Annotated in this window: 13 protein-coding genes and 1 riboswitch; of the genes, 5 read left to right on the top strand and 8 right to left on the bottom strand. The window is 70.8% G+C overall.

From position 1 onward, the window contains the following. Positions 1-180: 180 nt before the first annotated feature. Positions 181-756: a LysR family substrate-binding domain-containing protein gene (locus ABZU72_RS18035; RefSeq protein ID WP_355020201.1), complete on the bottom strand. Its 576-nt coding sequence runs from the start codon at positions 754-756 to the stop codon at positions 181-183. A 104-nt stretch (positions 757-860) separates the two neighbouring features. After that, positions 861-924: riboswitch (guanidine-III (ykkC-III) riboswitch) on the top strand. 10 nt (positions 925-934) lie between these two features. Between ABZU72_RS18035 and ABZU72_RS18030 the strand changes: the two genes are divergently transcribed. After that, entirely contained in the window at positions 935-1,249 is a 315-nt protein-coding gene (locus ABZU72_RS18030) for a multidrug efflux SMR transporter (RefSeq protein ID WP_160022778.1), read from the top strand. Positions 1,250-1,357: 108 nt separating this feature from the next. Then, on the top strand, positions 1,358-2,041 hold the full coding sequence (locus tag ABZU72_RS18025) for a helix-turn-helix domain-containing protein (protein ID WP_160022780.1): 684 nt from the start codon (positions 1,358-1,360) through the stop codon (positions 2,039-2,041). A 12-nt stretch (positions 2,042-2,053) separates the two neighbouring features. Here the strand turns inward: ABZU72_RS18025 and ABZU72_RS18020 are convergent, their stop codons facing one another. After that, positions 2,054-2,965 (bottom strand): cation diffusion facilitator family transporter, encoded by a 912-nt coding sequence (locus tag ABZU72_RS18020; protein ID WP_355020200.1) that lies wholly within the window; start codon positions 2,963-2,965, stop codon positions 2,054-2,056. Between ABZU72_RS18020 and ABZU72_RS18015 the strand changes: the two genes are divergently transcribed. The 3 genes from ABZU72_RS18015 to ABZU72_RS18005 all read left to right on the top strand — a co-directional run bounded on the left by ABZU72_RS18015 (position 2,958) and on the right by ABZU72_RS18005 (position 5,639). Further along, complete coding sequence (locus tag ABZU72_RS18015) at positions 2,958-3,815, top strand: isocitrate lyase/phosphoenolpyruvate mutase family protein (protein WP_355020199.1); 858 nt, start codon at positions 2,958-2,960, stop codon at positions 3,813-3,815. The genes ABZU72_RS18020 and ABZU72_RS18015 overlap by 8 nt on opposite strands. A gap of 8 nt (positions 3,816-3,823) precedes the next feature. Next, positions 3,824-4,585, top strand: a complete 762-nt coding sequence (locus ABZU72_RS18010) for an MOSC domain-containing protein (protein ID WP_355020198.1) — start codon at positions 3,824-3,826, stop codon at positions 4,583-4,585. Positions 4,586-4,670: 85 nt separating this feature from the next. After that, positions 4,671-5,639, top strand: a complete 969-nt coding sequence (locus tag ABZU72_RS18005) for a lipid kinase (RefSeq protein WP_355020219.1) — start codon at positions 4,671-4,673, stop codon at positions 5,637-5,639. On the opposite strand, the gene ABZU72_RS18000 is transcribed toward ABZU72_RS18005, so the two are convergent. From ABZU72_RS18000 to ABZU72_RS17975, 6 genes are all read right to left on the bottom strand, one after another. Beyond that, positions 5,636-6,529, bottom strand: coding sequence for an SMP-30/gluconolactonase/LRE family protein (locus ABZU72_RS18000; protein ID WP_355020197.1), 894 nt, complete (start codon positions 6,527-6,529; stop codon positions 5,636-5,638). The two genes, ABZU72_RS18005 and ABZU72_RS18000, sit on opposite strands and share 4 nt — an antisense overlap. 173 nt (positions 6,530-6,702) lie before the next feature. Continuing rightward, positions 6,703-7,887: an ABC transporter permease gene (locus ABZU72_RS17995; protein ID WP_355020196.1), complete on the bottom strand. Its 1,185-nt coding sequence runs from the start codon at positions 7,885-7,887 to the stop codon at positions 6,703-6,705. Then, positions 7,884-8,765 carry an ATP-binding cassette domain-containing protein gene (locus ABZU72_RS17990; RefSeq protein WP_355020195.1) on the bottom strand — a complete coding sequence of 294 codons (882 nt, stop codon included), beginning with the start codon at positions 8,763-8,765 and terminating at the stop codon, positions 7,884-7,886. The genes ABZU72_RS17995 and ABZU72_RS17990 overlap by 4 nt, the downstream gene beginning before the upstream one ends. Before the next feature lie 86 nt (positions 8,766-8,851). Further along, complete coding sequence (locus ABZU72_RS17985; RefSeq protein WP_355020194.1) at positions 8,852-9,523, bottom strand: response regulator transcription factor; 672 nt, start codon at positions 9,521-9,523, stop codon at positions 8,852-8,854. Further along, positions 9,520-10,884 (bottom strand): histidine kinase, encoded by a 1,365-nt coding sequence (locus tag ABZU72_RS17980; protein ID WP_355020193.1) that lies wholly within the window; start codon positions 10,882-10,884, stop codon positions 9,520-9,522. The genes ABZU72_RS17985 and ABZU72_RS17980 overlap by 4 nt, the downstream gene beginning before the upstream one ends. A 58-nt stretch (positions 10,885-10,942) precedes the next feature. Then, entirely contained in the window at positions 10,943-12,241 is a 1,299-nt protein-coding gene (locus ABZU72_RS17975; RefSeq protein WP_355020192.1) for a DEAD/DEAH box helicase, read from the bottom strand. Positions 12,242-12,347 lie beyond the last annotated feature (106 nt).

The following is a 12,347-nucleotide window of genomic DNA, read 5'->3' as shown; positions in this document are numbered from 1 at the left end:
GACCAGCCCCAGGCTTCCTGCGACGACGGTCGTCCACCCCGTGCGGTTCACCCGTAAACGCCTGCCTTCTGTCTGGATCGGGCAGAGTCTAGGGACGAGCAGGGGGACCCCGGCTGGAATGGGACCCGGGCGAGGCAGATGTCGCCAGGCGTTCACCCGGCATTTGCCGGACGGCGGAGCTCAGTGGCGAGAGGAGTTCCGCGAGCGGCCGCGGACGATGCCGATGAAGGTCTGCACCCGCTCGTCGTCGTTGTCGATCAGCCAGGCCAGACCGACGGTGGTGGGCTCGATTCCGGTCACCGGCCGGGAGACGGCGTCCTTGCGGTGGTAGAGCCGGGCGATCGACATGGGCAGGATCGCGATCCCGGTGCCGGCCGCGACCGTCTCGACCGCGTCCTTCTCGCTCATCGCGGGCCACTTCATCTGCTCCGCGGACGGCTTCCAGCCCCCGCGCTCTGGGGTCACCAGCTGCTCCTCGGCGATGTCGTCGAGGGTGACCTCCTCGAGCAGGGAGAGCAGGTGCTCGTGGCCCATCACGGCGACCGGCTGCTCCTCGTAGAGCGGGATGCAGTGGAGGCCGTCGCGGTCCACGGGGAGGCGTACGAGACACATGTCGAGCTCGCCCTCGCGCAGCAGCCGCTCCTGGTCCTCCTCGGTGACCGGGACCAGCTCGAGCCGCTCACGGCTGCGCTCTCGCCAGGTCCGGGCCCACTTGTCAGGGGTGGCTCCGGTGACGAAGCCGACGGTGAAGGTCACCTGCGCATCCTCTCATCGATCGGCGCCGAATCCCGTGCTGAAGAACGCGGCGTTCCTTGTTGCCGGGAAGTTTCTATCGTGTGACAGGTTTGCTAAGGTCGAAGACGTCAGCCGAGACCGGCTGCCGGACGAGGGAGCCGTACCCGGAAGCGCGACAAGACGGCCGTCTGGAGTGGTCATGTCCTGGCTTTTTCTTGTGGTATCCGGCGTCCTCGAGGCCGTGTGGGCGCTCGCCCTCGGTCGCACCGAGGGGTTCTCGCGGCTGGTCCCCTCGATCGTCTTCGGCGTCGCCCTGATCGGCAGCCTGGTGGGCCTCGCGATGGCCATGCGCACCCTGCCGATCGGCACCGCCTACGCGGTCTGGGTCGGGATCGGCGCCGCGCTCACCGTCGGCTATTCGATGGTGGCGGGAGACGAGGCGATCAGCCCCGTACGCGTCGTGCTGATCGTCGCGCTCGTCGGCTGTGTGGTCGGGCTCAAGCTCACGCACTGACCGGTTTGGGGGTGGACACGTCCTCTGGCGCTTGACTCTTTCGATATGAGTGCGAAACTTACCCTCTCCAATGTTATCTATCGCACGACAGAAAAAGGCGATGCCACGGTGTCACAGATCTCGCCGCGTCCGGGTCGCGGCCGTCCACGGCTGCTCCCCGGAAAGATTGCGGCGAACCCCCGAGATCAGATCCTCGCTGCCGCTGCCGAGCTCTTCGTGAGCCGCGGCTATGCCGGCACCACCACCCGCGAGATCGCGGACGGTGCCGGGCTGAGACAGGCCTCCATCTACTACCACTTCGGGAGCAAGGAGGAGATCCTCGCGGTGCTGCTCGAGCGCTCGGTCCAAGACCGGGTCGAGCAGGCCGGGAAGATCGAGGCCGGGATGGGGTCGGTCACACCCGACGTCGGCCTCTACGCCCTCGCCGTGAGCGACATGAGCGCGCTGGTCGCCATGCCCTACAACATCGGCATGCTCTACCGTCTGCCCGACGTGATCGCCTCACCCGTCTATGACCGCTACGGCCATCTGCGCGGTGACCTCGTCGCCGGCTACAGCCGGGTCGCGGAGCGCGCCGCGGGGGAGCGGGTCTCGGCGAGCAGCGGCGAGCCCGGGCTCGGCGAGCTCCTCGTGCAGATGGTCGAGAGCGTGGTCAGCCTTCGCCGCGAGGATCGGGTCGGCAGCACGACCGTCGCCACGATCGCCTCGGCCTGCCTGCGACTGTGTGGGGTCGCCGAGGACGCGATCGAGCAGGCGCGGGAGGCGGCTCTCACCGCGCTCGCGCGGGCCTGACCTCAGCCGGGCTCAGTGCATCCCGGGCTCGTGGGCCAGGTGCGTCTCTGGCTCGAGCTGGAAGGTGGAGTGCTCGACGTCGAAGTGACCGGCCAGGCAGGCCTGGACCCGGTCGAGGACCTTCGGTGCGCTGCCGTCGAGGAAGCACTCCGGGCGCAGGGTCAGGTGGGCGGAGACCGCGGGCAGGCCCGAGGTGACCGTCCAGGCGTGCAGGTCGTGCACCTCGACGACATGGTCGACCTCGAGCAGGTGCCGGCGCAGGTCCTCGACGTCGACCTCGGCCGGCGCACCCTCGAGCAGGATCCGGCCGCTGTCGCGGAGCAGACAGACACCGGCGTACGTCATCAGGGCGACGACCACGAGCGAGGCGACCGGGTCCGCGCGGGTCCAGCCGGTGAGCAGGATGACGATCGCGGCGACGAAGGTGCCGATGAAGCCGTAGAGGTCGGAGAGGACGTGCTGATAGGCGCCCTCGACGTTGAGCGAGGTGCGATTGGCGCGCGCCATCAGCGCCGCCGCGACGATGTTGACGCCGCAGCCGACCAGCGCGACCACGAACATCGGCCATCCCTCGGCGTCGGGCGGGTCGATCAGGCGCCGGACCGCCTCCACGCCGACGACCGCGGCGAAGACGAGCAGGGTGATGCCGTTGAGCGCCGCGGAGAGGATCTCGGCGCGCTTCCAGCCGTAGGTCCACTGGCCGTGCGCCGGCCGCGCCGCCAGCCGCATCGCCCACAGCGCCGCCGCGATCGCCCCGACATCGGTCAGCATGTGGCCGGCGTCGGCCAGCAGCGCGAGCGAGTCGGCGAGGATCGCGACCGTCACCTCGCCGATCAGGAACACACCCAGGAGCGACATCGCGGCGATCAGGTATCGCCGGTCCGCCGCCGGAGAGATGTGCTCGTGATCGTGGCCCATGTTCATCGATCCTAAGCCGGAAATCCGGTTCTCGGCCGCGCCGTCCCGTGGCAGGGTGACCGGCATGTCGCTCGCCGAGAACTTCCTGTCGCTGCACCTGCCCGGACGCCCGCTGCTGATGCCCAACGCCTGGGACGCGGGCTCTGCCAAGGTCCTGGCCTCGCTGGGTTTCCCGGCGCTGGCCACGACCAGCAGCGGGTACGCCGCGACCCTGGGCCGCCTCGACGGCCAGGTCACCCGCGACGAGGTGATCGCGCACGCCACCGCGCTCGTCGAGGCGGTCGATGTGCCGGTATCGGCCGACCTGGAGGCGGGCTTCGCAGGCACCACGGCCGAGGTCGAGGAGACGTTCCGGCTCGCCGTGGCCGCCGGCCTGGCGGGCGGGTCCATCGAGGACTACGCCGGGATCGAGAAGGACACGATCTACTCCGTCGGAGAGGCCGCCGAGCGGGTCGCCGCCGCGGCCGGGGCCGCTGGTGACCAGTTCGTCCTCACCGCCAGGGCCGAGAACCACATCCGTGGCCGCGACGATCTGGACGACACGATCGCCCGCCTCCAGGCCTATCAGGAGGCCGGCGCCGATGTGCTCTTCGCGCCCGGCGTCATCGCCGTCGAGGACGTACGCCGCCTGGTCGACGCCGTCGACCGCCCGGTCAACGTCCTGCTGCTGCCCGGCGGCCCGTCGGTGCCGGAGCTGGCCGAGGCGGGCGCGGCGCGCATCTCGGTCGGCGGGGCGTTCGCGTTCGCTGCCCTCGGTGCGGTCAAGCGGGCCGCGGAGGAGCTGCTCGGCGCCGGCACGACCGGCTACTCGGAGCTGGCGGCCGAGGGTGCCAAGGCGTTTCGCAGTGCTGGTTGACTGGCCCCGTGATCGATGAGCTGAAGGTCGTGCGGGCGGGGTTCGCGCCGATCAAGGGGACCAGACACCTGGCCCACGACCGAGTCGTGCTCGACGCCCAGGGGGTCGTGGGAGACCGCGGCTTCGCGCTGGTGTCGGTCGACGAGACCGACCCCGCCCGCGGGCGGGTGCTGCGGACCGTGCAGCACCCCTCGCTGGTCGCGGTGCGGGCGGAACTGGCCGGCGACCGGCTCGAGGTCGAGCTGCCCGACGGCGAGACCGCTGCGGCGGAGCCGGCCGCCACGGGTGAGCGAATCACCTGCGACTACTGGGGCCGCGAGGTCGAGCTGGAGCTGCTCGGCGGCCCGCACACGGGGCTGTTCTCGAGGTGGCTCGACCGGCCCGTGCGGCTGGCCCGTGCCCGTCGCGGTGACGTCGTCTTCGCCGGTTCGGTGTCGGTGGTGACCACGGCGTCGCTGCGCGACCTCGCCCGGCAGGCGGGCGCGAACGCCTTGGACGCGGCGCGCTTCCGGCCGAACCTGGTGGTCGAGACCGACGAGCCCTACGTCGAGGAGACCTGGCTCGGCCGGGAGATCCGGGTCGGCGAGGCGACGCTCCGGATCGGCGTACCCATCCCGCGCTGCGCCGTGATCGACGTCCGGCCGGAGACGGGGGAGCGGGATGTACGCCTGCTGAAGACGCTCGCCTCACACCGCCCGCTCAACCGGGCCGGGGAGCCTGCGTTCGGGGTCTTCGCCGAGGTGGTCACGCCCGGCGCTGTCGGCCGGTAGCCGGCCGCACAGGCCACTCACAGGCCACGCACAAGAACACCCCAGCGCGGACTCAGGTGGAGTGCGTACCCTCCTGAGGGTGGATATGCAATCGCTGTTGTCACGCGACTCCGTGAAGGTCGCCCTCGTCGTCAACGCCGGCTCACGCCGCGGACAGGACGCGCTGGCCTCGTCGGAGGAGATGTTGCGGTCCGCGGGGATCGAGGACGTGCGCTCCTACGCAGTCCACTCGGGTGAGGAGCTGGAGACCACTCTCGACGAGGTCGCTGCCGACAAGCCCGATCTGCTCGTCATCGGCGGGGGCGACGGATCGGTGGGTGCCGCCGCGGCCCGGATCGCCGGCAGCGACGTCGTGCTGGCGGTGCTGCCGCTCGGCACCGCCAACGACTTCGCCCGCACGCTCGAGCTCGACCAGGACCCGCAGACCGCGGTCCAGCAGATGCTCGAGGGAAAGATCATCAACGTCGACATCGGGCGGGCCAACGGCCACGCCTACCTCAACGTCGCCTCCTTCGGTCTCTCCGTCGCGGTGACCGAGGCCCTGAACCCGCGCCTGAAGAAGCTCATCGGGCCGGCGGCCTACCCCGTGGCGACGCTGCAGGCCTACCGCCACCACAGGCCCTTCACCGCGCGCCTGGAGTTCCCAGAGGGCGACCACGACACGGTCGAGCTCGACGACCTGCTCCAGGTCGCGGTCGGCAACGGCCGTCACTACGGCGGCGGCAACACCGTCTCGCCCACCGCCTCGGTGGACGACGACCTCCTCGACGTCTACGCCATCGTCCGGGGCCGTATGCGCGACCACGTCTCCATCGCGCGGCTGCTCAGGAGCGGCCACTTCATCGAGCATGACCACGTGCACCACGTGACCACCTCGGCGGTGCGGATCACGACCGACGAGGCGATGCCGGTCAACCTCGACGGGGAGATCGTCACCGAGACACCGACCGACTTCACCCTCGAGAGCAACGCGCTCCACGTCGCGGTGCCGATCCGCAGCCGCGCCGGCCGCCTGGACGGTCCGCCGCCGGACGTGCAGGACGACCGGGACTAAGGGCGTCCCGCCCGGGGCACGTCGACCCGGATGGCCAGCAGCCGTGCCTCGGTGTTTGCCTTGCGTGCCTCCTCGAAGAAGTCGGGCGCGGCGCAGACGTACAGCGTCTTCCCGTCGCTGCCGCCCAGCATGCACGCGAAGACGCCGCCGCCCGGCTCGATCTGCTCGAGGATCTCGCCGCCCTCGGCGACCCTGACCAGCCGGCCGAAGACCGCGTCGGCGGTCCACACGGCGCCCTCGGCGTCCAGGCAGCAGCCGTCAGGCGCGAGCACGGCATCGCCCATCGCCTCCGCGAAGGCGGTGTGCGTGCTGAGCTCACCGAACTTCGCCCACGTACGCCGGTTGCTCAGCGACCCGTCCTCCGCGATGTCGAAGGCGCTGATCCGGTTGCCGCAGGTCTCGTCGACGATGAGCGTGCCGTCGTCGGTGATCACGCTGCCGTTGGGGAACCACATGTCGTCGGCGACCTCGGTCACCGTCCCGTCCGGGTCGACGCGCAGCAGCACCGTCGGCGCTACGTCGGCGCCGGCCATGATGTCGAAGCCGAAGTTCCCGACGTACGCCCTGCCCTCCTCGTCCACCACCATGTCGTTGAGGTGGTGGCTGACATGAGCGCTGAGGTCGGCATGGGTCACCAGCGAGCCGTCCGACTCACGACGCAGGATCCGGCGATCGCGCATCGAGACGACCAGGAGGTGGCCGTCGGGAAGCCAGCCCAGCCCCGACGGCTGCCCCGGCACCTCCGCCTCGACCTTCAGGTCCGACCCGTCCTCTTGCGCCGAGTAGACCTTGTGAGAGTAGAAGTCCACGAACCAGATCCGGTCCTGGTGCCACCGCGGGCACTCCAGATAGTGCAGGTCCTCCACAACGGTGGTGATCTCTCGGGCCATGTCTGTGCTCCTCGGGTCGTCGTCGACTGCCCCCATCATGCCGAGAAGTCAGGTACGTCGGGCGAGAAGTCACTGACGCGAATCGAGATGGCACAGAGGTGGCTTCTCGGCCGACGCGCGTGACGCCTCGCCCGACGGGGGTGACGCCTCGCCCGACGGGGGTGACGCCTCGGCTACTCCTCGAGCCGCCAGGCCGCCTTGAGGGAGAGCTGGCCGCCGGTCTGGAGCAGGGCGCGGCTGTAGAGGCGCTCGGCGAGGCGTACGAGGGCGACGCCGCAGGCGAGGAGCAGGACCACGGCGATGATCGGCTCCCACCAGGCCGCGGTGCCGTCGACGAGGCGCATCGGCATCAGGACCGCCGAGAGGGGCGGGATGTAGGAGCCGATCACCTCGCCGACCCCGTCGAGGTAGAGGGCGCCGAAGAACATCACCATGAGCAGCATCGTGATCGGGGTGGAGGAGGACTGCAGGTCCTCGGTGCGCGAGGCGAGCGCGCCCGCTACCGCCCACAGGGTCGAGAGCACCACGAAGCCGATCAGGAAGAAGACCACGAACCAGCCGATCGCTCCGGATAGCGCCGGCAGGGCGAAGCTGAAGTCGGTGAGACTCAGCCCGACCAGTCCGACGGCCACATAGATGAGCATCTGCCCGACGGCGATGACGGCGTTGCCGATAATCTTGCCGGCGAGGAGCTGCCGCAGTGGTACGGCGGCGGCGATCATCTCCACGATCCGCGACTGCTTCTCCTCCACGACGCTGTTGGCCAGCGTCATCCCGAACATGATCGAGGCGAAGTAGAAGACGATCGCGAGCGCGTACCCGACCACCCAGCGGATCGCGGACAGCTCGCTGTCGCCCTCGAGCTGTTCGACTCCGACCGCCGAGCCCTCTGTCAGCTCGGCCGCCGTGGTGCCGGCTGCGTCGGCGTTGCCGGCCAGGACGATCGCCTCGACCGACTGGCTGACCACGTCGCGCAGCTCGGAGTCGGCGTCCTCGAGGGTGACCAGGGTCCAGCCGTCGGTGTCCGGGCGCAGATAGGCGTCGGCCTGCTCCTCCTCGAGCGCGTGCCGGGCGGCGTCCGCGTCGTCGACGGCGACCGGCACGATGCGTACCTTCTCGTCGATGTCGGAGGCGCGCTCGGCGATGCCCTCGACCATCGCCTGCGAGGCCGTGGAGGAGTAGGCGAGGTCGTACGTCTTCTCCTTGCTCGCGTTCCACGCGGAGAAGCCGAGTGCGCCCACGATCACCGCGAGCATGACCGCGGTGCCGATCAGGGTCGACTTGTCGGTGGCGCGGACCGCGATCTCGCGACGCGCGACGATCTGCCAGACGGGCTGGCCCGATGTCTTCACGCTCATGCGGTGACCTCCCGGTAGATCTCGGACAGACGGGGTACGACGCGGTGGAAGTCGAGCACGTTGCCGCGGCTGGTGGCCTCGGTGAGCAGCTTCTGCTCGGCACCGGCGGAGACGACCTCGATCTCGGCCTCGGGACCGGAGACGTCGCGGACGTGGAGCCCCGGCAGGTCGCGTACCCAGCCGGCGTCGCCGTCGAGGACGACCCGGTAGCGGAGCGCGGCGTCGGCGCGCAGCTCCTCGCCCGTTCCTTGGGTGACCACCCGGCCGCGGGCCATCACCACCAGCCGGTCGCACAGCCGGTCGACGAGATCGAGCTGGTGGGAGGAGAAGACCACGGGTACGCCGTCGCGAGCGTGCTCGCGCAGCAGATCCGCCATCGCGTCGATGGCGTCGGGATCGAGCCCGGAGAAGGGCTCGTCGAGGATCAGCGCCATCGGCGCGGGGACGAGCGCGGCGATGATCTGGACCCGCTGCTGGTTGCCCAGGGACAGCTTCTCCAGCGGGTCCTTCATGCGACCGCCGAGGCCGAACCGCTCCAGCAGCACGGTGATCTCCCGGCGCGCGTCGGCGGTGGACATGCCGCGCAGCCGAGCCAGGTAGACCAGCTGGTCCAGGATCGGCTGCTTCGGGTAGAGACCGCGCTCCTCGGGCATGTAGCCGAACCGGCGCCGGTCCTCGCGGGTGACCTCGTGCCCCTGCCAGGACACCGTTCCGGCGTGCGCGGCCAGCACCCCCATGATCATCCGCATGGTGGTGGTCTTCCCGGCACCGTTGCCGCCCACGAACCCGGTGAGCCCACCGGACGGGACCGGGAAGGACACGTCGTCGACGGCGACCATCTCACCGAAGCGGCGGGTCAGCCCGCTGACCTCGAGCATCGAATCTCCTCTGCGTTGGAAACGAACGGGACCCACGCTATTTCAGTGCCGCGCCGGGCGGATCCGTCGCGAGGATGAGCTCGGCCTCACCCGTTGGGCGGGCCGGCCGGGAGCAGGCCGTGACGGTGGATGAAGACCACGGTCTGCACCCGGTCGCGCAGCTGCAGCTTGGCCAGGCAGGCCGACACGTGGGTCTTCACGGTCGCCTCGGTGAGGAACAGCCGGCGGGCGATCTCGTTGTTGCTCAGTCCCTCGCCGATGAGCACCAGCACCTCCCGTTCCCGAGCGGTGAGCAGGTCGAGCTCTCTGGGTGGCTTCGGTCTCGGCGCCGACGGGGCGTTGTCGCCGGTCACCCGGCCGATCACGCGCATCGTGACCTCCGGGGCGAGCAGGGCGTGCCCGTCGGCGGCGGCCCGCACCGCTTCGGCCAGGGAGTCGGGGTCGGCGTTCTTGAGCAGGAAGCCGCTCGCGCCGGCGGCCAGTGCGTCGAAGAGGTAGTCGTCGCGGTCGAAGGTGGTCAGGATGATCACCTTGGCGTGCCCCTCGGCGACCACCGTGCGTGTCGCCTCGATGCCGTCGGTGCCGGGCATCTGTACGTCCATCAGCACCACGTCGGGCCGCAGCTCGCGCGCCTTCGCGATCGCGTCGGCGCCGTCGGAGGCCTCGCCGACCACCGAGATGTCGTCCTCCATCGAGAGGATGAGACGGAATCCCGAGCGCACCAGCTGCTGGTCGTCGGCGAGCAGCACCCGGATCATCGCGCCGCTCCCGCCGACGCGACGGGGGAGTCGAGCGGGAACCGCACCCGCACCCGGAACCCCTGCACGGCCCTGGGCCCGATGTCGACCTCCGCCTTCCGGACGGCTGCTCGTTCGCGTACGCCGAGCAGCCCCAGGCCGCTGCCGGAGGTGCCGTGCCGGGGCCGGCCGTTGTCGGTGATCTCGACCTCGGCGTACGGCGCGGCTGCCGCCCGGTCGACGCGGAGGACGACCTGGGCGCGGTCGGCGGTGGAGTGGCGGCGTACGTTGGCCAGCGCCTCCTGGACGATCCGGTAGACCGAGTGCGCCAGCGGCAGCGAGAGGCTCTCGACCGGACCGACGGCCTGGTAGTCGACCCGCAGCCCGCTCTCGCGTATCTCGTCCAGGAGCGCGGGCAGGTCCTCGAGTCGCGGCTCCGGGCGGCGCTCCGGTCCCTTCGTCTCCGCGTCGCCGGCCGGGTCGCGCAGGGTGCCGAGCAGCGAGCGCATCTGGGTGACTCCCTCGCGCGCGGAGGCCTCGACGTTGCCGAGCGCCTCGGCGGCGCCCTCGATGTCACCGGGACGGCCGCGTTCGAGCAGCTTGCGCCCGGCGGCGGCCTGGACGCCGACGACCGCGACGTGGTGGGCGACCACGTCGTGCAGCTCGCGGGCGATCCGCAGGCGTTCGTCGATCACGGCGCGGCGCTGGAGCTGCCCCGACTGGGCCGCGATGGTCGCGGCTTGCTCGGCCAGCTCGGCCTTCTGCCGTGCGCCCCGCCAGGCGACCTGGCCCCCGACGATCGCGCCGGCGAAGTAGAGCAGGTTCATCATCGTGGTGAGCAGCACGTAGGCGGTCACCGGGCCGATGAGCGAGGAGCCTTCCGCGTCGGCGGTCGCCTCGCGGATCTCGTCGATACCGCTGCCGACCGCGAACTGCCAGGAGAGCCAGGCGAACATGAACAGGGTGATGAGCCCCATCACGACCACCATGTCCCGCCGGCGCCGCGCCCAGGCGGCTCCGGCGAAGAAGGCCACGAAGTAGATGATCTGCATCGGCAGCAGCCCCATCACGGTCGGGAGCCACACCCCGGTGACGAACATGTGCAGCCCGGCCAGAAGCGCGATCGTGAGCGGGAAGCGCCGCCTGAAGACGAGCAGCGCCGCACCGATGACCACGGCCATCCACTCGACCCAGGTCGGTGCGTCGCTGGAGTCGAGCGTCCCGACTCCCCGGATCAGCTCCAAGGTGGCCAGGCTCGCGACCAGCACGACCGCGCCGACCAGCCAGTCGCCGAGCGTGATCGAGCCTTCTCGCTCCCAGTCGTCGTCGGTCGCGAAGAACGTCGCCAGCCGGCCGGAGGAGCCGTCGTCGTGCACAGTCACCCGGCCAACCCTAGTTCCAGGGTCGGGCGCCGTCCTCAGTCTCGAGTCGGAGTTGGGGTCAGCGGCTGCCGGTGGCGCGCTGACGCTTGCGGGCGCGCGAGCCGGGGCGGCTCTTCCGGTTGCCGGTGCCCTCGCCGGCGGGGCGGCGCGGGGGCTGGGCGACGACGGGCACGAACGGGCCGGGGCGGCTGCGCTCGCCGGGTGCCAGCTCGCCCAGGATCGGGTGCGAGGGCCCGTCGAGACGAGTGGTGGTCGGCTTGATCCCGGCGGCCCGGGTCAGGGTGCGGACGTCCTTGACCTGGTCAGGCAGCATCAGGGTGACGACGGTGCCGGAGGCACCGGCGCGTGCCGTACGACCGGAGCGGTGCAGGTAGGCCTTGTGCTCGGCGGGCGGGTCGGCGTGGACGACGAGGGTGACGTCGTCGACGTGGATCCCGCGGGCGGCGATGTCGGTGGCCACCAGGGTGGTCGCCCGGCCGGAGTGGAAGGCCTCCAGGTTGCGCACGCGGGCGTTCTGGGAGAGGTCGCCGTGGAGCTCGACAGCCGGGATGCCGGCGCGGCCGAGCTGGCGGGCGACGCCCTTGGCGCCGTGCTTGGTGCGGGTGAAGACGACGGTGCGGCCCGGAGCGGCGGCCAGGTCGGCGAGCACGGGGATGCGGTGCTCGCGGGCGGAGAGGTGGAGCACGTGGTGCTCCATCTCGGCCACCGGCGACTGCGCGGAGTCGGCCTCGTGGACGACCGGCTGCTGGAGGAACTGCTTGACCAGCACGTTGACGCCCTTGTCGAGCGTGGCGCTGAACAGGAGACGCTGGCTGCCCTTCGGCGTCATCGCCAGCAGGCGGCGCACGGCGGGCAGGAAGCCGAGGTCGGCCATGTGGTCGGCCTCGTCCAGGACGGTGACCTCGATCGAGGACAGGTCGGCGTGGCGCTGCGCGATCAGGTCCTCGAGCCGGCCGGGGCAGGCGAGGACGACGTCGGCACCCTTGCGCAGGCCGATGACCTGCGGGTTCTGCCCGACGCCACCGAAGACGGTCTGCATGGTGAGGCCGGCCTCCGCGGCGAGCGGACGCAGCGCTTCCTCGATCTGGCGGACCAGCTCACGGGTCGGGGCGAGCACGAGCGCCCGCGGCTTGCCCGCCTTCGCCCTGGTGCCACCCGCGAGGCGGGCGACGAGCGGAAGCAGGAAGGCGTACGTCTTGCCCGACCCGGTCCGCCCGCGACCGAGCACATCGCGCCCGGCGAGGGAGTCCGGCAGGGTCGCGGCCTGGATCGGGGTGGGGGAGGTGATGCCGTGGTGATCGAGGACGGCGGTGAGGTCTGCGGGCACGCCGAGCGCGCTGAAGCTCTGCTGAGACAAGGAGTCAACTTTTCAAGCGAGGTGTCTCGCCATAATGAGTTACCGAGTCCAAAGTTCGGCGAGAGCGGCCGGGGGCAAGACCGGAACGGGCCGCTGGTGGATCAGA

It is taken from the genome of Nocardioides sp. NPDC004968, from assembly GCF_040608935.1.
Lineage (GTDB): Bacteria > Actinomycetota > Actinomycetes > Propionibacteriales > Nocardioidaceae > Nocardioides.
Note: the sequence above shows the minus strand (reverse complement) of the source record. Positions and strands in the feature narration are given on the sequence as shown.